Here is a 24,081-nt window from a genome sequence, read left to right on the forward strand (position 1 = left end):
GTTCCTAAAAACGCTTCAAAACACCCAACAAGTAATCGATATCTTTTTCTGTATGATTGGCAGAAACCTGAAACCTGATCTCCTCATCGCCCTTTGGAACCACGGGAAAGTTAAGGCCTGTGGCCAGAATGCCATTCTCAAAAAGATACTTCACAAGTCTGGAAGTCTTTTCAGTGTCCCTTATCATAAGAGGGACAATGGGATGCTCTCCTGGGATAGTTTCATAACCAAGATCCTTTAGCCCCTCTTCAAGCCCCCGGGTTAGTGTGCGAAGCTGTTCCAGTAACTTCAAACCCTGGGGACTGTCGAGGATATCAAGTGACTTACTGGCCGCTGCTGCTTCAGAGGGAGTAATAGGATTGGAAAAGATGTAAAAGGGGGCTGTCTCTCTCAAATAATTAATGACAGTTTCACTGGAAACCACATAGCCGCCATTGACGCCGAGGGCTTTTCCGAGGGTCCCAATGTGGATATCGACTTTTGTACCAGTCACTTCCTCTGTTCCCCGACCGGTTTTACCGAAGGCTCCGACACCGTGTGAGTCATCGACAACAGTAATGATCCCTTCTTCAAACTTTTCTTCATATTTTTTGCAGATCCCAACGATCTCATTAAGGGGTGCATTGTCTCCCCGCATGCTGAAGATACCGTCGGTAACGACGATCATCCGTCTGCATTTACCTGAGAATCGCTGGATAGCAGCTTCAAGGTCTTCCATATCAAGGTGCGGATATACGGCTTTTTCAGCAGGGTGTGCCAGCCGGATGGCGTTGATGATGCAGTTGTGGTTCAGTGCATCACTGATAACCACCGTTTCTTCTGTTATAAGCTGTGGTAGGACACCCATAACGGCCGAATAGGCTGCGCTGAAGATCATGGCCGCTTCTCTGCGACAGAAGTCGGCCAGTTTCTTTTCGAGTGTCACATGAGGCGCAAAGGTACCGCTGATAAAACGCACGGCACCTGGCCCGGTACCAAATTGGTGTGATGCCTCCTCTTCGGCTTGAATGACATCTTTATGCGTTGATAAGCCCAGGTAGCTGTTGGAATTCATCTGCAAGAAGGGCTTATCTCCCTGCCCGGCAAGCGTAACCCTCGGTCCGAAACCACCTTCGGCTCCCATGATCCCTGTAATGATCTTCTCATACCGTTTACTGACACCCTTTGAATCTATGGCTTCAAGCTGCCGCCTTAAAGGAATTTCAAGCTTTTCAAGTGACATGGGAACCCTCCTTTCTCAACTTTTCAATCATCTCTTTCGTCATCGCTTCCATATCATATTCCGGTTGCCAGCCCCATTCGGCTCTTGCTGCGCTGTCATCCATTTTATGAGGCCAGCTGTCAGCGATTTCCTGCCTTATGGGGTCGACTTCGTAAGTCATACTGAAATCGGGCAGCTCTTTTTGAATGGAAGCATATAATTGGTCCGGAGTAAAACTCATAGCCGTTATATTATAGGCATTACGGTGGGTTAGCATCCTCGCATCTGCCTCCATCAGCTCAATAACTGCCCGAATGGCATCGGGCATGTACATCATGTCCAGACGCGTTCCTTCTTTCAGAAAGCATCGGTATGGTTCATTTTTTACAGCAGCATAGAAGATTTCAACGGCATAATCGGTTGTTCCTCCGCCTGGCAGCGTTTTATAGGAGATCAAGCCGGGAAAGCGAACGCCACGTATATCCATATCATACTTTTTAAAATAATAGTCGCAAAGCAGTTCACCAGCCACTTTTGTAATACCATAAAGTGTGTTGGGACGCTGAATAGTCACCTGAGGGGTGTTGTCAGGTGGTGTGGATGGCCCGAAGGCCCCGATGGAGCTGGGGAAAAAGAGCGTGCAGTGGTGGTGACGGGCAACTTCGAGAACCGTCTGGAGCCCATTCATATTGATATCCCATGCAAGTTGGGGATTCTCTTCCGCTTTTGCCGAAAGAAGCGCTGCAAGATGATAGATGGTATCAATGCTATACTTTTGTACAAGTGCAGAGATGGATTGCGCATCTGTCGTGTCCATGATCTCATAGGGGCCAGCATCAATAAATTCATCTTCCGGCTTTCGTCGGTGCCCCGCAGCAACTACATTCTCTCTCCCATATTTATCTCTAAGAACAGGGACAAGCTCAGAGCCGATCTGACCTGTTGCCCCAGTGACCAATATCCTTTTCATCTTTTATCCCATTAAATAATAATATTTTTTTGCTCTACAGTTTTCACTATATCTCTTAAGATTAACCTTACTTATTCTAGCATTATTTTCGTTGTTTACACTCACTATTTTGGTAAAGTCTACCACATAGCATTTTATGTTCTATGTCTAAAAATCCTTCGCATCTGTATAGATTTATGCTTAGTTAAGTTTATATGGCTATACTGACCATCTATTTTGTAGCCTTCACTAATCTATAATTTAATCAAACACACTTAAATATTTCCATATTTATTATCGCGGAATAGAGCAGTCCGGTAGCTCGTTGGGCTCATAACCCAAAGGTCGGTGGTTCAAATCCATCTTCCGCAACCAATCACAATTAAAACAAAGGAGAAAATATGTCAATCACTAATATATCTGAACATTCTAGACTAAAAGTACTCATTAGACTTTTAAAAGATAATGAACAATTTAATATTGCCTGTTCTAAATCAGGCTTATCAATCAATATTGCTAAACAACTTTTAAATAAATACAACCCAATAAAACAACAGCACTTATATCAATAATTTTTCCCTATTTTTTAAATCAAATGGTGTAATGAATATAATCATCATAAAGGTCCATTGAAACTATTAAGTTCAAATTAGACCTTAACTACAGAAAGACTAAGAAAACATTGAAGAGAAATATTAGTCTTTAAACCCCCTCCTTCACCATGAGTAATGAGTTTCACTTTCTGAAACTTTGGAACACTTGCAACAAACCAAAATATAAAAACGTAAACCTATTGACGGAACTGATTATTCGTTATTGAAGTCACGCCTATATGTTTTTTAATAAAAAGGCAATAAAATGAGTAAATTAAAAATAGGAGTCATTGGGACTTCAAAAAAAGAAGATGAGAGACGTTTTCCAATCCATCCGGAGCATTTGTCTCGTATTCCTGAAGCCCTTCGTCGTCAGCTAATATTTGAAGAAGGATATGGAGCGGCCTTTGGTGTCTCAGATTCTGAAATTGCTGCTCAGACAGGTGGTATTGCCTCAAGACATGAATTATTAGCCGACATTGGCACAGTTATCATTAACAAACCAGTATTGACTGATTTGGAAGAACTAAAAGTTGGAGGAACACTCTGGGGCTATGTGCATTGTGTACAGCAGCAGGATATTACCCAGGCTGCACTTGATCGCAAGCAAACACTCATCGCCTTTGAGGATATGTTTGTTTGGTCTCCTGATGGTTATATGGGGCGCCACACATTTTATAAAAACAACGAAATGGCAGGTTATTGTGCAGTACTGCATGCCTTACAACTTAAAGGTATCGATGGACACTACGGCAATCAGCGCAAAACGGTTATTTTCAGTTTTGGTGCAGTAAGTCGTGGGGCGATATACGCTCTCAAAGCACATGGATTTAGAGATATCACAATCTGTATTCAGCGTCCAGATCATGAAGTACGAGAAGAGGTACTAGATTGCCACTACGTCAAGGTTCGTCCAGGCACTAAAGGTGAGGCACGCATGATGATGGTGGAACACGATGGAACTGCACATCCGCTAACTGACCTAATCAGTGAAGCCGATATCATCGTAAACGGAACTTTTCAAGAAACAGATAACCCTATGGACTTTATTATCGAAGAAGAAGGCTCCTGTCTCAAGCCCAATAGCCTGATTATCGATGTCAGCTGCGACGAGGGAATGGGATTCTTTTTTGCCAAACCAACCACATTTAAGAATCCAATGTTTAAATATGAAACTGTCGATTACTACGCAGTGGACCATACTCCGAGTTACCTCTGGGAAAGTGCAACACGCTCAATCTCTGCGGCCCTGATTGTTTATTTACAGACGGTGCTAGATGGTCGTGATAGTTGGCAGAAAAATGAAACCATTCGAAGGGCTATAAACATTGATGATGGCGTGATTAAAAATCTCTCTATTCTGTCATTCCAAAATCGTGAACCACACTACCCTCACGCGCACATTAGTCCGCTTGGAAATGCTGTTACAGATATAGTTGTCGTCTAACAACTTCCTACAACCGATGCACCTTCGTGCGCGGCTAAAGAAAGTATTACATGTACATGTGGTTATCATCATGCTCCTAAATCATGATAATCTTATAAAAAATATCTATTTTTATAAATAATTTGCTATTATTAAAATATTCAGCTATAATAATACTATTGAAAGATGATTTAGAGTTTCATCTTTGGCTAGACTTTTATTGCTTACCTTTAGTTTACAGTATTATCCACCCGAAAAAGAACACTCCACTTTATATTTTCAGCACATCAGAAATGAAGTGTATAACAACTAAAAGGAATTGCAATGGCAACTCAAGTAAACGGAACCGTAAAATGGTTCAACAGTGAAAAAGGTTTCGGTTTTATCGAACAAGAAAATGGTGGAAATGATGTATTTGTACACTATCGTCAAATTAACAGCAACGGTTACGACCGTGTTTCCCTTAATGAAGGTCAAAAAGTGACTTTTGAGATCGGTGAAGGTCAAAAAGGCCCACAGGCTGAAAACGTTACTGGTCTTTAAGACCCTCTAATGGACAGAGAGATCTGTCCATAGTTTAAACACTTCTATAAAGAGACTACTAGGTCTTTTTATGAATTGCTTAAAGGAAAACGTATGAAAAGTAAAGAAGCTGTTTTTGAAGCGTTAAATGAAGGTAAAAATCTTATGAGTTGTATCACAGGGATACAATATACAATGATTAAAGGGATCTTACATACTCGTCATAGTGAAAGAAGTGACTGGGAGCAAAGTGAACTTAATTTTTACAATCCGCCATCTTGGCTCAACCTCAAAATAATAGAGGAAAAATCTGCCAATATATAAGATATCACAGAGTCTGATGGACTCTGCTATTCCACATCTTAAAATCTCTACTCTCTCATTAAAAAATATTCCATTTATTAAATCCAAAGCGTCCATCCTTATCTAATATTTTTATAATAATTTTATGTTAATATATAATTATTATTTATACTATATAAATGAAATACTATTTCTGAAAGGGATTATAATGGGATTAACATTGATTATTGTAGGGTTGGTCATTTCATATTTTTGTTGGATACAAAAAAGAGAGATAGAGTATATTGATAAAAAAAATCATGAAAATGAAATAGGCATAGAACGTATAGGTGACAAGGGCATAAAAATTCAAACCAAATTGCTGAATAATGAAAAACTAACCCTCATTGAGTGGCTGCATTTGTATTCACATAAAATAACGTATAGTGCGCTCAAATATGGTTTTTATGGTGGTTTTGTTTTGAGTTTTATCGGTTTTGTTCTGTTTGTTTCCGTCATATTCCATTTTACCACTTCAATGACAGTGTAGTAAGATCACCGATCTTCTTATGTTCTAGCATACATATTTACATTCCGTTAGTGTAACTTATATACACTTCTTCATAGCAACCAAAAACATGAAATTTATTTTTCATGATTAACTCCTCAATTTTTAACTCCTCCCTTTGGTTGCTATTTATTAAACACGAACAAAACTACACCAAAACATCCCTAAATGAATTAAGCATGCTTAACGTTATAAAAATAATCATATAGTTATATTTTATATATTACTCGCTCCAATTAAGTATAATAATAAATAAGGATAAAAAAGTATGTTAGAAGAACTTACCTCACTTGTTTCACAATATGGTTTATGGATTGTATTCTTTGGTATGATGACAGAAGGAACCATTATGATCATGGTCTCTGGAGTATTGTGTTATCTTGGGATGTTATCTTTAGAAGAGACTATCCCTGTTGCTATATTTGGAGCAATCATAGGCGATCAGTTTTGGTACTGTATAGGTAGATGTTATGGTCAACATATACTAAACAGGTTTCCTTTGCTAAAACAAAGAATTAAAGAGCTTGAACATTCTGTAAAAAAACGAGGAATATGGCTAGCATTCAGTGGGCGTTTTATTTATAGTGGTGCGATATTGTTTCCTGTAACACTAGGTACCTATGGGTATCTTCATAAAAAATTTACTCTTTTTAATACACTAGGTATCATCGTATGGAGTGTGTCAGGAATTTCATTAGGATACATATTGGGTACGGGAGCAGAACACGTTTTTGGAAAAATTGAAAAGATCGAACATTTTATAGGACTTGTACTCATCATTATTTTTTTAGTTTGGATCACAAAGCCTTATTTCAACAGTAGAGAAAAATAGAAAGATGATGATTTTGATCTAGTGGAAGAATGTGAGGGATTCCAACACTAGATTAAATCCCTTAAACGCCCTATTCTAGGGCATACATAAATTAAAAAGTTAGCTGTTGGCATACAAATAACGTACAAATTTGGCAGAGTCTACCAAAATATTATTAGTTGGGAAGCTTTGAACTGCTAGCTATATTCTACATTCAGTAGTGCCAAGTTTTTCAAGAAGTTCACCTTCTGATTACCAAAGGTACGATACATTATCTACTGACAGAGAACATGCTAAGCATATTAAAAATATAGTGAAAGAAAAAGAGAATGATAACGCATGCCCTAAATGTGAAAGTGAATTTTTATGAAAGATACTGAATGTATTGGTTTCTTGCAGCAAGCTTTGCCGACACTGCATATGCAGTGGCAGGGATTTCGCAAAGTCGGAAAGCAGGTATGCAAACGGATAAAGCGGCGTTTGCAGGCATTGGGCTTAGCTGATATCACAGCATACAGCAGATATCTGAAAGAAAATAAAGAGGAGTGGAGTGTTTTGGATGATATGTGCCGTATCACCATTTCCCGCTTCTACCGTGACAGAGGGGTGTTTGACTCTATTCGCGAAACAGTGCTTTTAAACATAGCCAGAGAAGCTGAGGCAAAGGGAGAAAAGAGCATAAAAGTCTGGAGTGCAGGAGCTGCTTCCGGGGAGGAAGCCTATACACTCTCGATCATATGGGAGCAATGCTTTGCAAAGCGCTTTCCAAGACTGACACTAAAGATCGTTGCAACAGACAGTCATACACATATGCTCAAGCGGGCAAGAAGAGCCTGTTACGCGTTTGGAAGCCTCAAGGATTTTCCAAAACAGTGGCTTGAAGAGGCATTTGAGAGAAAAGATGGACACTACTGTCTAAAGGAGCATTATAAACACCAGGTCCGATTTCTTCAACAGGATATCCGCCAAACAATGCCGGAGAATTATTTCGATCTGATACTCTGCAGAAATCTTCTCTTTAGCTATTTTGATGAACCGCTTCAACGAAAAATACTCACACAGTTGAAAAGAAAACTACACCCAAATGGTTATCTGGTTATCGGCATCCATGAATCTCTGCCAAAAGACTCTGGAGGATTCAGGGAGATTTCAGAGCATAATAGAATCTACCAAAAAACTTAAACCTTAGTAGTGACTGCTGCCCCGGTCAGCTATTATTTTTGAATTATTGCTTCAGTACACTGTCGCACCTGAAACAATTATACGCCCAGGTTCTCCCACCTCTGCATCTATAAAGATATCTACAGCTATGAACTGCCTGATAATGTGGGCATTGGTGACCAGGTGCCTGCTGATGCAATCGGTCTTAAGTTCGCTGACCCCGTCTGCCAGAGACATGGGCAGAAGCAACTGATCAGCCAGATATCGGTCCACAGATGCACCGCTTTTGTGATACTCTATCAGGTAGGCACATGCTTCTTCGGCAACCTCTTCAGAGTATTTACCCGGCTTCCCAAGCGCTGAGAAACCAGCCAGGGCATGCTCGTATTGTACCGTCAGGAAAATTCCGGCCCCGGATCCTACGCACCGCTCGCGCCGCGGGGTGATCTCGGCCGAGAATCCGCTGCTTTTTAGGATTGCTCCCGCCCTATCGGCCATCCTTTGGGGAATATGCGCCGGTAGGTTGCAGGCAGTTGCATTCCCCCATATACGTTGGAGATTCCCGCGCTCAGTGAGTTTAAGCGGCATCAACGAAGCAGAACCGAAAATTTCCACGGTCATCTCTCCACCCCCAACAGGATAGAAGCCCCGGGCATTCAACCGGCATTGGGCTTTTATTCCCATGCGCTCAAGCATTGGCAGAAACACATGGGCTATATACTCATACGGAGGGCTCCACGCCACATTGGTGCCTCCACGGAGCACCAGATGGCTTTTTGCGTTGGTAAGTGCGAGAGGAAGCAGCAGTGTCTGCAGTATAAGTGTCACCGATCCGGCACTGCCTTTTTGCGCCGCTTCTGTGACATCAAAGATATATCTGTCCGCTCGCGGCTTGGCTTGGGGTTCAAACAGCAGTTTCATCGAGCCTATTTCGGCGCCTTCGACATTTGCATCACAGATCTCGGCCAGTGCAAGCACGTTGGTCAAGTGCTGGGGTGCAAGCCCGGGATTCGGCCGGTTTTTACGAATGTTATGAATGGCTACAGGTTTTCCGGTCAGGGCTGAAAGTGTAAGAGAGGTCCTGATCACCTGTCCGCCACCTTCACCGAAGGAGCCATCTATCTCTACCCAGGTTTTCATACCTCGTTCCGATCATACCGATGGAGATGCATAGACCAGTTCATCCTACCAAAACCTCTCAATCTCAATAAGCCCATCTATACCCTCTCTTTACAGGATTTTCATCTATCTATTTTATCTTACTTATCATCATAGCATCTGTTTGCATAAGCTTGAGTAATATTTCATAGGTTTTGAAAAGTAGACAATTTTGCTATACTCTTCATACTGAATTATCGTAATAGAAAGAGACTTTGTATGTCAAAGTATTGACTGCAGTTGGTTTGATCCATCAAAAGAACAGGAGTGACACATGACCTTAGAGCGAGTGCAGGAGTTTTTCAGCTGGAGTGCTTCACTGGGCATGGGCATACTGCTTTTGTCTTTTTTCATCATGCCCTCTCCGACTTTGAGCAGTTTGACATGGTATGCATTGTAGACCTACTCAACAGGATCCGATGGGACAAAGAGTTCGGTAAAGGAGAGTTTGTCATAGGCTACGAAAATCATATGCTGGATCAATATGTGTACGTACCATTTAAAGAGATCATCTTTGAAGAAGGGAACCACTTCTCTTTTGAACTCATAAATGAAATGGGAGAATTCATCACCATTCCGTTTCACCGTGTCAGAGAAGTCTTAAAAGACAATAAGGTCATCTGGCAGAGGCCCCCGCACACACCATAACCCAAAGAAAATAAATATAATCTAAGATACACCAGAATTGACGTGATTAATTGAGATAGAAAATTGTATTTAGTTTTAGGATAAGTATTAAATTATATGCATTTGTTGTAACAAAATTTAAAAAAGTGATTTATTTCCCATATATTTGGGCTTTGTGAATGGCGGACAGTGAGAGGGACTCGAACACTAGTTTAAATCCCTTAAACGCCCTATTTTAGGGCATCTACAAATTAAACAGTAGCTGTTGGCAAACAATTAACATACTGATTTGGCAGACTCTGGAAAATTAAATAATCAATCTAAACTATATCTCATCCATGTAATGAAATAAGACTCAAAGTCTTATAATCTTAATCCAGATACAATCCTGCACATACAACAATCATTTTCCCATCGATCATCACTTTTTTGACATATGCTGATTTTTGTGACTTTTCTACATCTCCTGGTTTTGGCCATGGATAATCAACCCAACCTCTACCTTTTGTTTTGGCTACATTTATAAATTCCCTTACAAAATAGTTTCCCTGAGCATCTTTATAATCAATCACATTACGCCCTTCTAATTTTGGAAAAGCTGCATTCATTAACTCTACACCATTTTCATCAATAACAAAAACATAGGTATCCTGATAACTATACTGACTTCTCTTGCTTCTTAGAGTATCAAATGCCTTAAGACCATTCCGTTCGATTAGTTTCACTGCTGAATCAACCGCATCTACAATAAAGGATCTTTGTACAGGCATATCATAGGCACCACTTCCTATAAGAAATATTTTTCCAGAAGGGCTTTTCACTTGCATTACATACGTACTTTTCCAACTTGGATCCAACTCACCTGGTTTTGGCCAACGGTAATGTACCCACCCTCTTCCTGCTTTTGATGAAGCTACTTCGATCATGAGTTTACCAATTGGCTTTTCATCAACATCTTTAATGTCACGAACATATTTACCTTCACCTTTTACATCAGGGGGATATACATACCGTAACCCATCCATATCCCAGACAAATATATATTGATCATCATGGAACCATTTTGTTCCCTTTTGTCTGAATGCATTAAATGCTTTATCACCTTTCTCTACTATCAAAGCTGCACCACTTTTGACAAACTGTTCAAGTGCTACTGCTTCTTTCGCATGCATTACACTTGCAACAGTACTTATCAACACTATGAACTTCAAAAAACGTACAATAAAATTATGCATATCAATCCTTTTCCTAAATATGATCTCGTACATAAACAAATGACTAAATTCCTATTCTCATTATGCGATATTGCATAACAAAAGGTTTATGTAGGGACAGATAATAACTATGTTCCTTACTAGTATAATATAAGTAAATTATAAAAAAGTTGGCAGAGTCATTTTTTGGTGTAATCGAAAAACCGAAAATACGGGATATAATCTATGATTCGGGCAGCTATTTTTTTTCATTTGATCTAATTTTTTATATCAATAACTCATTTTATAATAGATATAGTTAGTTTCTCTGTTTTAAAATCATACAATTATACGTGTAGCAAATGTAAAGTACATAGCCAATTTAGTATTTAAATTTATGATACAATAATATAATAAAATATTAAATTTTCTAGCAGAATTGTAATAGTCTTTTTCTATAATATAAAATCTTTTTAAAGGGGACAAATTGAATGATAATTTTTATTTACCATTGACCATTATTTTAATTCTTACAGTGATGATACCTTTTTTATTTCATTTAAGTCGTTATCTCGGTGATGTAACAAAAAACAATAATGCGATTAATCAAACCTATGAAAGTGGTATAAAAAAAACATACAAAGATAGTTTTGAGCGTTTTAATATCAAGTATTATCTTGTAGCTATTATCTTTATTATTTTTGATGTTGAGATACTTTTTATGTTTCCCTGGGCGGTGACACTTCGTGATACAGGTCTGTTTGGGCTTGTTGAAATGTTTATATTCATGACACTGCTTCTTGCCGGACTGATCTATATCTATAAAAAGGGTGCCTTGAAATGGAGTTAAGTAATCCGTCACTGCCGAATAACATTGCGATCACGACTAAACTTGATGAAGCCATAGGATGGGCAAGGGAATCTTCTCTTTGGCCTATGATCTTTGGAACGGCTTGTTGTGCCATAGAATTTATGAGTGTGGCTGCAAGTAAATATGATATCTCCCGCTTTGGCGCAGAGGTTGTCCGTTTTTCACCGCGTCAGGCAGACTTGTTGATCGTTTCTGGTACTGTTACCTACAAACAAGGTCCCATCTTAAAACAGATCTATGATCAAATGAGTGAACCAAAATGGGTGATCAGTATGGGGGCTTGTGCATGTAGTGGTGGATTTTATGACAACTATACGACCATGCAAGGGATAGATCAGATCATCCCGGTTGATCTCTATGTGGGTGGCTGTCCTCCACGACCAGAAGCGCTGCTCGATGCACTCTTAACTCTACAAAAAGATTTAAGAACCAATAAGTACAACCCAAACAGACATGAGAACTTTAAAGGCTTACTTGATAATGTTTGAAAAAATGATAGTTTTGTCTGATGAGATACATGCATTTATAAAAAGTAAATATGATGAGGGATTTAATTATCTACTTGATATTACTGCGATAGATTACAGTGACTACATCACACAGCAAGAGAAAGATTTTGCTTTAGTGTATATACTCCGTCATGAAAGCTTCAAGAATTATATTGTCATTAAAACCTATTTGCATGAACTGGAGATAGAGACTATTTCAGATATTTTCAAAGGTGCAAACTGGCTAGAGAGAGAAGTGTATGACCAGTATGGAATCTCCTTTAAAAACCATCCAAATCTAAGAAGAGTGCTCAATCATAAAGAATTCGTAGGACACCCTTTAAGAAAATCTTACCCTATCACAAAAGGTCAGATTCTTCATGAAACGGACGACCTTATTGATGAAATGAACCATAGACTGCTAAGCAAAGGTCTTGTGTGTAAAACAGACAATGGTTTATTTAGTGAATGCAGCAAAGATCTTATGTTCTTAAATCTTGGTCCTTCCCACCCGGCCAGTCATGGTACTATCAGAACGTATGTTGCGCTTGATGGAGAGACCGTAGAAGCTGCAGTATCTGAGATTGGTTATCTGCATCGAGGGTTTGAAAAGAGCTGCGAAAATCATACTTATAATCAAATAATCCCTTATACCGATAGACTAAACTACTGTTCTGCTATCAGTAACAATATCGCCTTTGTAAAAACCGTTGAAGAGATGCTGGGAGTTACTCTGAGCGAACGTGCACAAGCGATCAGAGTGATGTTGCTGGAACTCTCTCGGATAGAAGATCATGTGGTATGTTTGGCTGCAGTTTTGGTCGATATGGGCGGACTTACCAATTACTGGTATATGTATAATCCAAGAGAAGACATTTATGATCTGCTTTCGAAACTTACAGGTGCAAGACTGACAAATTCATACATGAGAGTCGGTGGAATGGCCAATGATCTCTATGAGGGTTTTGAAGAAGACCTGAAAGCAGTCATCAAAAAAATTCAGCATGGTGTAGAACAGACCTTAGCCCTTATAAAGCATAATAGAATTTTTCATGACAGAACGCAAAATGTAGGTGTCATCAGTGCAGAAGATGCACTTAACTACGCTATAACAGGTCCAAATTTGCGAGCAACGGGTGTAGCCTTTGATATGCGAAAAGACACCCCTTATTATGGATATGAAAATTACGAGTTCGATGTTGTCGTTGGCAGTGTCGGCGATGTGTATGACAGAGTGATGGTTCGTTTTGCTGAGATAGATGAGAGCATTAAGATCATTAAGCAGGTGATGGAAAACCTACCCGAGGGTGATGTGAATGTCAAAGATGCTTCTGTCACATTGCCAGATAAGGAGGCTGTTTATGGCACTATAGAAGGTGCGATGAATCAGTTTAAACTTATTTATGAGGGGGTTAAAGTGCCTGTCGGCGAACATTACAGTGCTCTAGAGGCTACCAATGGAGAACTTGGATTTTTCATTGTGAGTGATGGAAGCGGGACGCCCTATAAGGTCAAAGTAAAAGCGCCATCATTCACTGCCATGAGTGCCTACCCGGAGATCATAGAGGGATCACAACTTGCAGATGCCATCCTTACTCTTGGAAGTTTAAATATTATTGCCGGAGAGATGGATCGATGAGTTTTTCTTTTAACCAAAACAACACTATGAAGATCGATTTGATCAAAGACCGTTATCCAGAAAAAAAAGCACTTATATTGCCTCTGCTTTGGCTGGCTCAAAAGCAGGAGTCATACATAAGAGAAGATGCAATGCAGTATATTTCGGAATTTACACAGATGCCATATATGCATGTGTACAGTGTAGCAACTTTTTATACAATGTTCAGACTTCAAAAACCTGAAAAAAGAGTGATAGAAGTCTGCAGAACACTCTCTTGTGAGCTAAATGGCAGTGAAGAGATAAAAAAACATCTTGAAAATCACTATAGTGATGCCTTTGAGATCATTGAAGTTGAATGTATGGGTGCATGTTCGGGTGCACCGATGTGTACACTCGATGGTAAGTACCTTGAGAACTTAACACCTGGGAAAATTGACGAGGTTTTAGATGCAAACTAAGATCGTCAGCAAAAATTTTGACATACCACTGTCACACACCATGGATGTTGCACTGAAAAACGGACGATATACATCTCTTGATAGACTTTTTACCTATAAACCGCAACAAGTGATCGATACCATTAAAGCCAGTGGTCTCCGTGGCAAAGGTGGAGGCGGAGCATATGCTGGTAATAAATGGCAATTAGCCAGTGATCATCATGGCATAAAATATGTCGTAGTCAATGCAGATGAGAGTGAACCGGGAACCTTTAAAGACAGACAGATCATTTCGCACGATCCGCATCTTCTCATTGAGGGGATCATTGCTGCATGTTACGCTATCGGCTCAAACACAGCCTATATTTATGTCAGAGGTGAATATGAAGAGTTCAGTGATATTCTACAATCTGCTATAGAGGAAGCATATGAAAAAAAGATCTTGGGCAGTAAGTCAAAATATCTTGTAGATATCACCATACATAGAGGTGCTGGAGCCTATATTTGCGGAGAGAAATCTGCACTGTTAGAATCTTTAGAGGGGAATCGAGGCCATCCAAGACTAAAATCTCAAACACCGCAGCCGGAGTTTTACTTTGGCCAACCAACTCTCGTTACAAATGTTGAAACGATCGCTTCCGTTCCTTTCATTATAGAAAATGGAGCAGATGCGTATAGAGCCTATGGAACGGATGCATCTCCGGGAACTCTGCTTTTTGCGATCAGTGGGAATATTACCAATCCAGGAGTCTATGAAGCTGAATTTGGTGTGCGCATGCTTGAATATATAGAAACCATGGGTGGCGGAGTAAAAAATGGTAAAAAGCTGAAAGCTGTGATACCAGGCGGTGCTTCAACACCTGTGCTTCCTGCAAGTATGCTCAAAGATGCAACACTTGATTATGAGAGTTTAAAGCGTCTTGGCTCTGCACTCGGTACGGGAGGAATGATCATTTTAGATGAAGATGTATCTATGGTAAAAGCTTTGAAAAATCTACTTAGATTTTATCATCATGAATCATGTGGACAGTGTACACCATGTCGCGAGGGAACTTCTTGGGTTGACAAGACACTAGATAAATTTATAGCTAAAACAGCGACACAAGAGGATTTGAACATTTTAAGGTCAGTGAGTCAAAGTATGAATGGAAAAACAATCTGTGTATTTGCTCCTGCGGTAAGTGCTGTGATCGATGGATTTTTAAAACATTTTGAGAGTGAGTTTCTGGAGTGTATCGTATGAAAATCATGATCGACAACACTCCCATAGAATGCGAAGAAAATGAACTTCTCATTGATGTCATGTTAAACAACAACATCCATATTCCTCATTTTTGCTACCATCAGGACTTAGGTGCGGATGGTAACTGTAGAATGTGTATGGTTGAGATCAAAGGTCAAAAACGTCCTCAGATAGCCTGTGACACCCTCGTAAAAGAGAATCTTGAAGTGTCAACAAAAAGTGAGAATATCACGGAGATCAAACGCTCTATCCTTGAACTGGAACTTCTAAACCACCCAGTAGATTGCCCTATTTGTGATCAGGCTGGTGAGTGTAAACTTCAAGATTATTACATGGACTATGGTCTCTATGAGAGTCATCTCAGTACCCCAAAAACAAAAAAAGGCAAACATATAGACCTTGGCTCAAATGTAATACTTGATCAGGAGAGATGTGTTTTATGTACACGATGTACTCGCTTTACTTCAGATATTACAAAAACCGGTGAGCTGGGTATCATTGGGCGTGGAGACAGTGCACGGGTTGCAGTAGCGCCTGGACGTGAACTACATAATCCCTATGCGATGAATGTCGTTGAACTCTGTCCTGTTGGGGCATTAACCTCAAAAGATTTTAGATTTAAACAGCGTGTATGGTTCTTAGATTCTGCGGAAAGTATCTGTCATGGCTGTTCACGCGGATGCAATATTCATATAGACTACAATGAAACGAAATACGCGCATGAAAAAATTCATAGATTTAGGGCAAGAAGAAACACGCAGATAAATCAATCATTTTTATGTGATTACGGAAGACTTAGCTATAAAGAGTTAAATGAGAGCTTCAGTGGTACAGTCTCAGAGATAAAGGAGTTCAAAGCACTACTTACGATGGAGAACAAACTTGCTTTGGTCTCCCCATCCATGAGTCTTCAACAGCTTCAGAGTGTAAAAAGTTTTTGTCAAACGTATGATATTGATCTTTTTTCTCTAGCCTATATGGATGAGAATTTTGGGGATGACTGGCTAAGGACCAATGATCTCAGTGCTAACTTTACAGGGGTAAAAGAGCTCAATATCAATAGTTCTAAAGAGGCGTTTGAGACTTCTTTGGAAAATGCAGAAGTAGTCATCAATTTTGATCATGACCTTTTAAAACATCAAGCCTTACACCATAAGAGAGTGGTTCAATTCACAACATCAAATTGTGATACGCATTATGAACTTATTTTTGCTATTGCCAACTTTGCGCATGACAATGGTACTATTATCAACTGCGATGGTATAAGACAAGATTTTTATGCCACTAAATATAAGAGTGAGACCCCTACTTTAGTAGAACTCTTAGGAGAGTTAGTATGAATACCATTTTCATTCTTCTCCCCCTGGTTTTAACACTGCTTTACTCACTTGCCAGTGTTCCTATTTTGGTCTGGATGGAGAGAAGAGTTGCTGCGTTGATCCAAGACAGACTTGGACCTAATAGATGTCATATAAAAGGATTTAGACTTGGCGGAATTATTCAATCCGTTGCGGACATGATGAAGCTTGTTTTCAAGGAAGAATTTTTACCTTCACATATTAAAAATAAATTTTACTATTTGGTAGCGCCCTCTATTGCCTTTATGAGTGCATTTTTAACTTTTATGGTGATACCTTATGCTGACAACATCACGATCGATGAGAAGACGTATCACATGCAAGCGCTACCGACAGAGTTAGGTGTATTATGGTTCTTGGCATTTGCAGGGTTAGGTGTGTATGGCATTATCATTGGCGGTTGGGCCAGTCACAATAAATATGCCATTTTAGGTTCTCTGCGCGCTACTGCACAAGTGATCGGCTATGAAGTTGCTATGGGTTTATCTTTAGTATCTATGCTGATCACTTACGGTACCATCAGTTTAAATGATATGGTCGTTTACCAGTCACAAAGCTTTTTTATACTTCCTGCATGGGGTGTTGTACTCCAGCCTCTAGCCACGATCATTTTTATAGTCACAGCATTTGCTGAGACGAACAGAGCCCCTTTTGATGCAGCTGAAGGAGAAAGTGAAGTAGTTGCCGGGTATCATACTGAGTATGGTGCAATGAAATTTGGTCTTTTTTTTGTAGCGGAGTATATTGCTATGGCAGCTTCAGGTGCATTGATCGTGACGCTCTTTTTTGGTGGATACCAACTTCCCTATCTCAGTACAGCTGACCTTTTAAACCATTTTGAATTAGTCTTATGGATCATCATAGCCTTTGCTGTTGTAAGTTCTCTGATATTTTTAAAATGGATGAGAAAACACAACATATTTAGAACGTCTGGTTTCAATGAGACAAAAATATATACAACGATGATTATTGGGCTTACGATCTTTGCAATCATGCTGATGTCTTATTATGCTCTTGGACTGGGAGATGCCGGTACATTAGGTGTCATGCTCTTACAGTTCGCTATTTTTACTGTCAAGCTTTTCTTTCTACACTTTGTTTTTATCTGGGTGAGATGGACGTTGCCTCGTTTTCGGTATGACCAAACCCAAAAACTCGGGTGGAATATTTTACTGCCGCTTTCTCTGGCAAATATCTTTATCACAGCGATGGTTGTAGTAGGAGTGAATTATGGGAATTAAAGTGGTTGAACGTCATGGAAATACCTTTAAAGAGAAAATCTATCTGCATGCTGTATTTTCCGGGATGAAAACAACACTTAAGCATTTCACAGCAAACTTAAGTAATGCCAGTAATATCCCTACGATCTGTTATCCTGAACAGATGCCTACAGATATTACGCCTCGTTACCGTGGAGTACATAGACTGACACATAGAGAAGAAGATGATTCCATTGCGTGTGTAGCCTGTTTTATGTGTGCCACAGCTTGTCCAGCAGACTGTATCAACATTGTTGCTGTCGCCAGAGAGGACAGTGTGGATGAAAAGATGCCCGAAGTGTTTAATATTGATTTGTTAGAGTGTGTGTTCTGTGGGTATTGTGTTGAAGCCTGTCCCTGTGATGCCATCCGGATGGATAGCGGTATATTCTCAGTCATAGGTGATAACAGAGAAGACTTTATCTACAACAAAGAGAAACTACTGAGTATCAAAGGTATCTCAGATGAGGAGTATAGCCTTGCAAAATGAGATCATTTTTTTGATATTGGCAGTGCTTGCTGTTGTAAGCTCCATAGTGATGATCACTGCGCATAGACCTATTGATTCAGCACTCAGTTTTATCGTGACACTTATCAGTATTGCTGCACTTTTTGGACTTGTAAATGCAACATTTTTATTTGTTGTACAGATCATTATCTATGCAGGTGCCATTTTAACACTGATATTGTTTATTATTATGTTTTTAAATATCAAGGATGAGAATTTACCTGATGAAAAGTACAAAAACCTGTGGCTGCTCGGAACAACTCTCCTTATCCTGCCCTTTTCTGCTATTCTGATTCATTTGATCCTTAAAAGTGACATTGCTCTCAACAGTGTCACAGATGAGTCATTCGGAACGATCAAAGATGTGGGTTTGACACTTTACAGTCAGTGGGTATTGCCTTTTGAATTGGTCTCTGTCTTACTACTCGTTGCATTGGTTGGTTCTGTAACGCTCTCAAAAAGGAATGATTGATGTTAAAAGCATACATGATACTCTCGATCATACTTTTCTCCATTGGGATGGTGGGACTGATAAGCAGAAGGAACATTATTGTGATATATATGTCTATAGAACTGCTGCTCAATGCCGTAAACTTATCTTTGATCGCCATAAGTGGAGATCTGGGAGACTCCTCAGGTCATGTCATGTCACTGATCATCATAGCTATTGCAGCGGCAGAAGCTGCACTTTTTATGTCTTTGTTCGTTGTACTATTTAGAAAAAAGGGCTCACTTGATGCCAATATTTTTGATCTACTAGGTAGTAAATATGAGTCATAGCATACTTTTAAATATTTTACTTCTTGCTCCGCTCACAAGTGCATTTCTGATTTTTTTACTCACTATCAGCACGAGATATACCAAACAGACGCTCTATACGTTTTTGGCATTATCAGGTTCCGGACTAAGTGCAATGATTGCTTTGTATATCAGTTATAGTAGTTATTTTGAACATAAACTTTTTGTTTCACATCTTTTTACATGGTTGAATATCGGTGATTTTACCATTGAAGTGACACTCAAAGCTGATGCACTAAGTTCTTTTATGTTGCTTTTTGTTGCACCGGTTAGTTTTCTCATTCATATTTATGCCACAGGTTATATGCATAAAGACAAGAGTTATGGGCGTTTTTTTACGTATTTTAATCTGTTTATCTTTTTTATGTTTTTACTGGTATTGGCAGATAATCCTATTATTATGTTTGTAGGCTGGGAGGGAGTCGGACTCATATCCTATCTACTTATAGGTTTTTATTTTGATGATATTAAAAATACCTATGCCGGAAATAAAGCATTTATTGTAAATAGAGTGGGAGACTTCGGATTTTTAAGTGCATTGATGCTTTTGTTTATTGAAATAGGCAGTGGTGGTTTCTCTTATCATGCAATATTTTCAAACCTATCTTCCATAGAGTCACCCATGTTAAGTTTAATTGCCCTCTTACTTTTTGTTGGAGCGATGGGGAAATCTGCACAATTACCGTTATTTGTATGGTTACCTGATGCAATGGCAGGGCCAACACCTGTTTCTGCACTGATACATGCCGCCACTATGGTTACAGCAGGTATTTATATGGTTGCCCGTTTTGCACCTTTATACACTCTCACCGTCGATGTTTCACTTTTGATCGCATACGTTGGAGCACTTAGTGCAATGTTTGCCGCTGTCGTTGCTACAAGACAATATGATATTAAAAAGATACTTGCCTATTCAACGATCTCTCAACTGGGATTTATGTTTATGGCTCTTGGAGTTGGTGCCTACTCTACTGCATTATTTCATATGTTCACACATGCCTTTTTTAAAGGATTACTCTTTATGGGAGCCGGTGCCATTATCGTTGCATTTCATCATACACAAGATATACGGAAACTTCGTGGCATAAGAAAGTCTGTACCTACTGTTTTTATCATGATGCTTATAGGGTCACTGACTATTTCTGCTATACCTCCCCTGTCCGCTTTCGTTTCTAAAGATGCCATTATGACTGTCCTATATGCCAGTCATCATTTAGATCTGTTTTTGATGGCACTGCTCTCTTCATTATTCACTGCCTTGTATATGTTCAGGATGCTATTTGTACTCTTTTTCAGTGAAACTACCTATGAAGCTACGCTGGAACCTTCCCGAAACAGTGTCAAATCCATGATCTATCCGATGGCCATTTTAACACTGCTTTCTATCTTTGCAGGCATGCTAAACCTTCCCGAAATATTTGGTGGAAATTTACATATTTCATGCTGGCTTGATCTTGCAAATAGACACTTTGTTCTTTCGCATACCCATGAGATAGTGTTAATGTCAGTCAATACGGTATTAATACTCTCTGTCATATTCTATGCCTATAAAAGATATGCATACAAGGATACGATCCTGAAAGAGAGCAACACCGGCTTTGTTGCAAATAAATTTTATATTGATGCACTATACAACCTGATCATTGTCAAACCCCTATACCTATTATCTGTTTTCTTAGATAGAAAAATAAGCCACGAACTCATTGATAATACGATTAATTCAATGGCATTCAATTATAGAAAACTTGGAAAATTTTTCTCAATTCTTGAAAATGGAAATGTGAGGTTCTATGCACTTTATATGCTCATAGGTCTTGTTTTAGGATTCATATATCTATTTTTATTATTGAAGGCAATACTATGAATATATTAAGCATCATTATCTTCTTGCCTATCATCACTGCAGTGCTATTGTTTTTTGTAAGAATACCTATCAGACTCATTAAGATCATTTATATGATGGTAACATCGATGATCGCATTTTTAACACTAAAACTCTACATAAGTTTTGAACATCATGCTTCTATACAATTTGAAGAGATGCATCGTTGGATATCTGAGTATGGTATCAATTATCATATTGGTGTGGATGGGGTATCTCTTGGTATTGTTGTCATGAATGCGATCTTAATGCCACTGGTAGCCATAGCCCTATATAAGCAAAGAGATAAACGCGGTTACTGGATTAATTTATTGTTTGTTCAAGGTGGTATCATGGGGGTTGCATTATCTCTTGACCTGATGCTTTTTTATCTATTTTGGGAGATTATGCTGCTACCAATATTTTTAATGATCGGTTTTTTCGGTTATGGAAACAAAAATTTTATTACAATGAAATTTAATATATATACTATATTTGGCTCATTAATGATGCTTATTTCTATCTTATATATCGCAGTACAATATAAACTACAGTTTGGTGTCTACACTTTTGATCTAGATAAACTTCAAAACCTCGTTTTAGATTCGACACAATCTATTTTGGTATTTAGTGGTTTTATGATTGCGTTTGCTATAAAGATCCCCATATTTCCATTTCATACGTGGCTGATCGACACGTACAGGAGTGCACCAACAGGAGCTGTCGTGGTCATGTCGGCACTCATGGCAAAACTTGGTGCTTATGCAATATGGAGAGTGTTATTTACCCTATTGGATAAGACTTCCCATGAACTAGCCTCTTATTTTATAGGAATCGGACTTTTGGGACTGATATATTTTGGTATATCCGCTATGAGTCAAACCCATTTAAAAAGTATGTTCGCACTCTCATCTGCTTCTCATTTATCTTTAATTGTCGTTGGTTTTTTTATCTACGATGTCTATGGACTGATCGGTTCATCTTATCTGATCGTTGCTCATGCTATCTCTTCTGCTGCTCTATTTATGATGGCTGCTATGTTATATGAAAGAACCAAGACATATGACATCTCTTCTCTTGGCGGTATTGCAGCAGTTGCACCAAGATTTTCGTTATTCTTCACTTTGTTTGCTTTGAGTATTGTTGGCGTACCTATGACAGCAGGTTTTGTTGCTGAAGTTTTGATCGTTCTTGGTGCATTTCACTATAATATCTATATAGGATTTATGACTGCCACTACCCTATTGATAGCAATGCTTTTTATGTTTAAAATGATAAGTCAAGTTTTATATGGCAAGGTAAATAAGGCTACAGAAAACTTTGAAGACCTTCGAATGCATGAGCTTATTGCATTAATACCTCTGGCTTTACTCATCTTAGCGATGGGGATCTTCCCAAACTATTTTATGCAAAAGATTGAGCCGACAGCTCTATCTTATACCGTTGAAAAAGAGGTATCTTATCATGAGTGATGCATTTATCGCTTTAGCAGTACCAGCATTATTATTATTTAGTGCTCTGTTTATTTTACTTTTTGGCTTTAGTTCATACTATAATAAAAATAGAGGTTATTATATTACTCTAACCACTCTGTTTATCACTTTCTGTATTTCTGTCAATGGTGTAGGTGACATACACTCTGCTGAACTTTTGCCTCAACTATTTAACGCAATGGTCATCTATGATACCTTTAGTGCTACCTTTATTTCTCTCTTCTTACTTGGTGGTTTTTTATCCTTAGCTATTGCAAAATCGTTTATAGATCAAACAAACTTTTTTACCCATGAATCATTTGTTTTATTTCTTTTTTCACTTTTTGGCATGGTAGTTTTAACGATGGCAAATGAACTGCTTACAGCTTTTATAGCTTTGGAAATTGCCTCAATGTCTGTGTATGTTTTGGTGGGACTCAATAAAGAATCTCTGAGAGCATCAGAAGCATTTTTCAAGTATTTATTACTCGGCTCATTTTCCGCATCATTTTATTTACTGGGGATGATGCTTATCTATGCACAGGCTAAAAGTACACATTTAAATGTTATTGCAGCATATATTTTAAACCATGATCTAAACTCTCAACTATTGATCATCGCAGGTGGTATGTTGATCATTATCACCATTATGTTTAAAATAGCGGCTCTTCCATTTGGAGCTTGGGTTCTTGATGTATATGAAGGGGCTTCTCTCCCTATTACAGCGTATATGGCCACGGTATTTAAAATTGCTGTATTTGCATTTACCATAAGAGTATTTTTGAAAAACAATGATCTGATTCAACTGGTTTTTGACCCTTTGATTGTGATAGGGGCAGTCATAACAATGATTGGTGGCTCACTCTTAGCTGTCATTCAAAATAGTGTTAAAAAGATGTTGGCAGCTTCTTCTGTTGTTCATAGCGGGTATTTGATGATAGCTTTAGCATCCATTGAAGATGCAGACTCAAGTGCTTCCAGTGCTATTATTTTTTATTTATTTGCATATTTTATCAGTGCCATAGGCGCATTTGGGGTTTTAAGTTATATCAGTAAAGGTACGGATAAACTTATATCTTTTGATGACTTAAATGGTCTTGGTAAAAACACCCCGATCATTGCAGTCTCTTTAACAATTTTCATGCTTTCATTGGCCGGATTTCCATCCACCATAGGTTTTATCGGTAAATTCTACATATTCACATCAGCCATTGAATCAGGCTATACACTGTTGGCTCTTTTTGGTGCAATTACTGCTTTTATTTCCATCTATTATTATTTTAAAGTCATCGTACATCTATATTTTAAAGAGTCTGCCTATGTAAAAGTAGAGTATGGATATAGAGTATCGTTAGCTTTTATCATTACCGCTGCCTTTATTGTATTGTGGGGAGGCGTAGGAACATCATTAATACTAAATATTCCAGGTATTAATGAACTATATGAATTGAGTAAACATGCCATACAATCGCTTAATTTCTAATACCTTATTTGTATAATAACAAAATTCAAAAAAAGTGAATTTCTGGCCTATAATTCACTGGCTACAATTCACTTGCATTTTATTAAGGGACTATAGTAGCCCCTTAATTTTTTATTACTGATTATTAATTTTACAAGTGCTACAATAAGTATAGGAGCTATAGTAAGTTCTTATGTCTCTCTATCACAAAA

General features: G+C 38.6%; 25 protein-coding genes and 1 tRNA gene. 22 read left to right on the forward strand and 4 right to left on the reverse strand.

What is annotated here, in order from left to right; all coding sequences use genetic code 11:
* Nucleotides 1–4: 4 nt before the first annotated feature.
* Both LDM93_RS04110 and LDM93_RS04115 read right to left on the reverse strand, forming a co-directional pair.
* Nucleotides 5–1,222: an aminotransferase class I/II-fold pyridoxal phosphate-dependent enzyme gene (locus LDM93_RS04110; protein WP_223890806.1), complete on the reverse strand. Its 1,218-nt coding sequence runs from the start codon at nucleotides 1,220–1,222 to the stop codon at nucleotides 5–7.
* Nucleotides 1,212–2,171 (reverse strand): L-threonine 3-dehydrogenase, encoded by a 960-nt coding sequence (locus LDM93_RS04115; protein ID WP_223890807.1) that lies wholly within the window; start codon nucleotides 2,169–2,171, stop codon nucleotides 1,212–1,214. Before LDM93_RS04115 ends, LDM93_RS04110 begins: the two co-directional genes overlap by 11 nt.
* Before the next feature lie 277 nt (nucleotides 2,172–2,448).
* On the opposite strand from LDM93_RS04115, the gene LDM93_RS04120 reads away from it, so the two are divergent.
* The 8 genes from LDM93_RS04120 to LDM93_RS04155 all read left to right on the forward strand — a co-directional run bounded on the left by LDM93_RS04120 (nucleotide 2,449) and on the right by LDM93_RS04155 (nucleotide 7,534).
* A tRNA-Met gene (locus LDM93_RS04120) sits at nucleotides 2,449–2,525 on the forward strand.
* A 26-nt stretch (nucleotides 2,526–2,551) separates the two neighbouring features.
* A complete protein-coding gene (locus tag LDM93_RS04125; RefSeq protein ID WP_223890809.1) occupies nucleotides 2,552–2,722 on the forward strand; it encodes a hypothetical protein in 171 nt (56 codons plus the stop codon).
* A 286-nt stretch (nucleotides 2,723–3,008) separates the two neighbouring features.
* Nucleotides 3,009–4,190: a N(5)-(carboxyethyl)ornithine synthase gene (locus LDM93_RS04130; protein WP_223890810.1), complete on the forward strand. Its 1,182-nt coding sequence runs from the start codon at nucleotides 3,009–3,011 to the stop codon at nucleotides 4,188–4,190.
* A gap of 303 nt (nucleotides 4,191–4,493) precedes the next feature.
* Nucleotides 4,494–4,712 (forward strand): cold-shock protein, encoded by a 219-nt coding sequence (locus tag LDM93_RS04135; protein WP_008244343.1) that lies wholly within the window; start codon nucleotides 4,494–4,496, stop codon nucleotides 4,710–4,712.
* A gap of 93 nt (nucleotides 4,713–4,805) precedes the next feature.
* A complete protein-coding gene (locus LDM93_RS04140; protein WP_223890799.1) occupies nucleotides 4,806–5,015 on the forward strand; it encodes a hypothetical protein in 210 nt (69 codons plus the stop codon).
* 187 nt (nucleotides 5,016–5,202) lie between these two features.
* The gene (locus LDM93_RS04145) at nucleotides 5,203–5,523 is read left to right on the forward strand and encodes a hypothetical protein (protein WP_223890811.1); all 321 of its coding nucleotides are present in this window, start codon (nucleotides 5,203–5,205) and stop codon (nucleotides 5,521–5,523) included.
* A 286-nt stretch (nucleotides 5,524–5,809) separates the two neighbouring features.
* Nucleotides 5,810–6,373 (forward strand): DedA family protein, encoded by a 564-nt coding sequence (locus LDM93_RS04150; RefSeq protein ID WP_223890812.1) that lies wholly within the window; start codon nucleotides 5,810–5,812, stop codon nucleotides 6,371–6,373.
* A gap of 345 nt (nucleotides 6,374–6,718) precedes the next feature.
* On the forward strand, nucleotides 6,719–7,534 hold the full coding sequence (locus LDM93_RS04155; protein ID WP_223890813.1) for a protein-glutamate O-methyltransferase CheR: 816 nt from the start codon (nucleotides 6,719–6,721) through the stop codon (nucleotides 7,532–7,534).
* A 51-nt stretch (nucleotides 7,535–7,585) separates the two neighbouring features.
* Here the strand turns inward: LDM93_RS04155 and rtcA are convergent, their stop codons facing one another.
* A complete protein-coding gene (gene rtcA, locus LDM93_RS04160) occupies nucleotides 7,586–8,653 on the reverse strand; it encodes an RNA 3'-terminal phosphate cyclase (RefSeq protein ID WP_223890814.1) in 1,068 nt (355 codons plus the stop codon).
* A gap of 285 nt (nucleotides 8,654–8,938) precedes the next feature.
* On the opposite strand from rtcA, the gene LDM93_RS04165 reads away from it, so the two are divergent.
* A complete protein-coding gene (locus LDM93_RS04165) occupies nucleotides 8,939–9,319 on the forward strand; it encodes a DUF504 domain-containing protein (RefSeq protein ID WP_223890815.1) in 381 nt (126 codons plus the stop codon).
* Between the two features lie 350 nt (nucleotides 9,320–9,669).
* Here LDM93_RS04165 and LDM93_RS04170 read toward each other — a convergent pair whose 3' ends face one another.
* On the reverse strand, nucleotides 9,670–10,533 hold the full coding sequence (locus tag LDM93_RS04170) for a cache domain-containing protein (RefSeq protein WP_223890816.1): 864 nt from the start codon (nucleotides 10,531–10,533) through the stop codon (nucleotides 9,670–9,672).
* Between the two features lie 445 nt (nucleotides 10,534–10,978).
* On the opposite strand from LDM93_RS04170, the gene LDM93_RS04175 reads away from it, so the two are divergent.
* From LDM93_RS04175 to LDM93_RS04235, 13 genes are read left to right on the forward strand one after another with little or no spacing between them, the layout of a single operon-like run.
* Nucleotides 10,979–11,341, forward strand: coding sequence for an NADH-quinone oxidoreductase subunit A (locus LDM93_RS04175; RefSeq protein WP_223890818.1), 363 nt, complete (start codon nucleotides 10,979–10,981; stop codon nucleotides 11,339–11,341).
* Entirely contained in the window at nucleotides 11,332–11,850 is a 519-nt protein-coding gene (locus LDM93_RS04180) for an NADH-quinone oxidoreductase subunit B (RefSeq protein ID WP_223890819.1), read from the forward strand. The genes LDM93_RS04175 and LDM93_RS04180 overlap by 10 nt, the downstream gene beginning before the upstream one ends.
* Nucleotides 11,843–13,489: an NADH dehydrogenase (quinone) subunit D gene (gene nuoD / locus LDM93_RS04185; RefSeq protein ID WP_223890821.1), complete on the forward strand. Its 1,647-nt coding sequence runs from the start codon at nucleotides 11,843–11,845 to the stop codon at nucleotides 13,487–13,489. The genes LDM93_RS04180 and nuoD overlap by 8 nt, the downstream gene beginning before the upstream one ends.
* Entirely contained in the window at nucleotides 13,486–13,929 is a 444-nt protein-coding gene (locus tag LDM93_RS04190; protein WP_223890823.1) for an NAD(P)H-dependent oxidoreductase subunit E, read from the forward strand. Before nuoD ends, LDM93_RS04190 begins: the two co-directional genes overlap by 4 nt.
* Nucleotides 13,919–15,151 carry an NADH-quinone oxidoreductase subunit NuoF gene (gene nuoF / locus LDM93_RS04195; RefSeq protein WP_223890824.1) on the forward strand — a complete coding sequence of 411 codons (1,233 nt, stop codon included), beginning with the start codon at nucleotides 13,919–13,921 and terminating at the stop codon, nucleotides 15,149–15,151. The genes LDM93_RS04190 and nuoF overlap by 11 nt, the downstream gene beginning before the upstream one ends.
* A complete protein-coding gene (locus LDM93_RS04200) occupies nucleotides 15,148–16,491 on the forward strand; it encodes a 2Fe-2S iron-sulfur cluster-binding protein (RefSeq protein WP_223890826.1) in 1,344 nt (447 codons plus the stop codon). The genes nuoF and LDM93_RS04200 overlap by 4 nt, the downstream gene beginning before the upstream one ends.
* Complete coding sequence (locus LDM93_RS04205) at nucleotides 16,488–17,750, forward strand: complex I subunit 1 family protein (protein WP_223890827.1); 1,263 nt, start codon at nucleotides 16,488–16,490, stop codon at nucleotides 17,748–17,750. Before LDM93_RS04200 ends, LDM93_RS04205 begins: the two co-directional genes overlap by 4 nt.
* A complete protein-coding gene (locus tag LDM93_RS04210; protein ID WP_223890828.1) occupies nucleotides 17,740–18,258 on the forward strand; it encodes an NADH-quinone oxidoreductase subunit I in 519 nt (172 codons plus the stop codon). The genes LDM93_RS04205 and LDM93_RS04210 overlap by 11 nt, the downstream gene beginning before the upstream one ends.
* Nucleotides 18,233–18,748: an NADH-quinone oxidoreductase subunit J gene (locus tag LDM93_RS04215; RefSeq protein ID WP_223890831.1), complete on the forward strand. Its 516-nt coding sequence runs from the start codon at nucleotides 18,233–18,235 to the stop codon at nucleotides 18,746–18,748. Before LDM93_RS04210 ends, LDM93_RS04215 begins: the two co-directional genes overlap by 26 nt.
* The gene (gene nuoK, locus LDM93_RS04220; RefSeq protein ID WP_223890832.1) at nucleotides 18,748–19,056 is read left to right on the forward strand and encodes an NADH-quinone oxidoreductase subunit NuoK; all 309 of its coding nucleotides are present in this window, start codon (nucleotides 18,748–18,750) and stop codon (nucleotides 19,054–19,056) included. Before LDM93_RS04215 ends, nuoK begins: the two co-directional genes overlap by 1 nt.
* On the forward strand, nucleotides 19,046–20,938 hold the full coding sequence (gene nuoL, locus LDM93_RS04225) for an NADH-quinone oxidoreductase subunit L (RefSeq protein ID WP_223890833.1): 1,893 nt from the start codon (nucleotides 19,046–19,048) through the stop codon (nucleotides 20,936–20,938). The genes nuoK and nuoL overlap by 11 nt, the downstream gene beginning before the upstream one ends.
* Entirely contained in the window at nucleotides 20,935–22,407 is a 1,473-nt protein-coding gene (locus tag LDM93_RS04230; RefSeq protein WP_223890835.1) for a NuoM family protein, read from the forward strand. Before nuoL ends, LDM93_RS04230 begins: the two co-directional genes overlap by 4 nt.
* Nucleotides 22,400–23,890, forward strand: a complete 1,491-nt coding sequence (locus LDM93_RS04235) for an NADH-quinone oxidoreductase subunit N (protein ID WP_223890836.1) — start codon at nucleotides 22,400–22,402, stop codon at nucleotides 23,888–23,890. Before LDM93_RS04230 ends, LDM93_RS04235 begins: the two co-directional genes overlap by 8 nt.
* Nucleotides 23,891–24,081 lie beyond the last annotated feature (191 nt).

Origin of the sequence: Sulfurovum sp. TSL6 (assembly GCF_019972115.1) — a bacterium.
In the GTDB taxonomy this organism is placed as follows: Bacteria; Campylobacterota; Campylobacteria; order Campylobacterales; family Sulfurovaceae; genus Sulfurovum.

Bases quoted from the DNA above. Each gene is read 5' to 3' on its own strand.
- LDM93_RS04110 (WP_223890806.1), bottom strand. From the start codon at position 1,222: ATGTCACTTGAAAAGCTTGAAATTCCTTTAAGGCGGCAGCTTGAAGCC.
- LDM93_RS04115 (WP_223890807.1), bottom strand. From the start codon at position 2,171: ATGAAAAGGATATTGGTCACTGGGGCAACAGGTCAGATCGGCTCTGAG.
- LDM93_RS04125 (WP_223890809.1), top strand. From the start codon at position 2,552: ATGTCAATCACTAATATATCTGAACATTCTAGACTAAAAGTACTCATT.
- LDM93_RS04130 (WP_223890810.1), top strand. From the start codon at position 3,009: ATGAGTAAATTAAAAATAGGAGTCATTGGGACTTCAAAAAAAGAAGAT.
- LDM93_RS04135 (WP_008244343.1), top strand. From the start codon at position 4,494: ATGGCAACTCAAGTAAACGGAACCGTAAAATGGTTCAACAGTGAAAAA.
- LDM93_RS04140 (WP_223890799.1), top strand. From the start codon at position 4,806: ATGAAAAGTAAAGAAGCTGTTTTTGAAGCGTTAAATGAAGGTAAAAAT.
- LDM93_RS04145 (WP_223890811.1), top strand. From the start codon at position 5,203: ATGGGATTAACATTGATTATTGTAGGGTTGGTCATTTCATATTTTTGT.
- LDM93_RS04150 (WP_223890812.1), top strand. From the start codon at position 5,810: ATGTTAGAAGAACTTACCTCACTTGTTTCACAATATGGTTTATGGATT.
- LDM93_RS04155 (WP_223890813.1), top strand. From the start codon at position 6,719: ATGAAAGATACTGAATGTATTGGTTTCTTGCAGCAAGCTTTGCCGACA.
- rtcA (WP_223890814.1), bottom strand. From the start codon at position 8,653: ATGAAAACCTGGGTAGAGATAGATGGCTCCTTCGGTGAAGGTGGCGGA.
- LDM93_RS04170 (WP_223890816.1), bottom strand. From the start codon at position 10,533: ATGCATAATTTTATTGTACGTTTTTTGAAGTTCATAGTGTTGATAAGT.
- LDM93_RS04180 (WP_223890819.1), top strand. From the start codon at position 11,332: ATGGAGTTAAGTAATCCGTCACTGCCGAATAACATTGCGATCACGACT.
- nuoD (WP_223890821.1), top strand. From the start codon at position 11,843: ATGTTTGAAAAAATGATAGTTTTGTCTGATGAGATACATGCATTTATA.
- LDM93_RS04190 (WP_223890823.1), top strand. From the start codon at position 13,486: ATGAGTTTTTCTTTTAACCAAAACAACACTATGAAGATCGATTTGATC.
- nuoF (WP_223890824.1), top strand. From the start codon at position 13,919: ATGCAAACTAAGATCGTCAGCAAAAATTTTGACATACCACTGTCACAC.
- LDM93_RS04200 (WP_223890826.1), top strand. From the start codon at position 15,148: ATGAAAATCATGATCGACAACACTCCCATAGAATGCGAAGAAAATGAA.
- LDM93_RS04205 (WP_223890827.1), top strand. From the start codon at position 16,488: ATGAATACCATTTTCATTCTTCTCCCCCTGGTTTTAACACTGCTTTAC.
- LDM93_RS04210 (WP_223890828.1), top strand. From the start codon at position 17,740: ATGGGAATTAAAGTGGTTGAACGTCATGGAAATACCTTTAAAGAGAAA.
- LDM93_RS04215 (WP_223890831.1), top strand. From the start codon at position 18,233: ATGAGGAGTATAGCCTTGCAAAATGAGATCATTTTTTTGATATTGGCA.
- nuoK (WP_223890832.1), top strand. From the start codon at position 18,748: ATGTTAAAAGCATACATGATACTCTCGATCATACTTTTCTCCATTGGG.
- nuoL (WP_223890833.1), top strand. From the start codon at position 19,046: ATGAGTCATAGCATACTTTTAAATATTTTACTTCTTGCTCCGCTCACA.
- LDM93_RS04230 (WP_223890835.1), top strand. From the start codon at position 20,935: ATGAATATATTAAGCATCATTATCTTCTTGCCTATCATCACTGCAGTG.
- LDM93_RS04235 (WP_223890836.1), top strand. From the start codon at position 22,400: ATGAGTGATGCATTTATCGCTTTAGCAGTACCAGCATTATTATTATTT.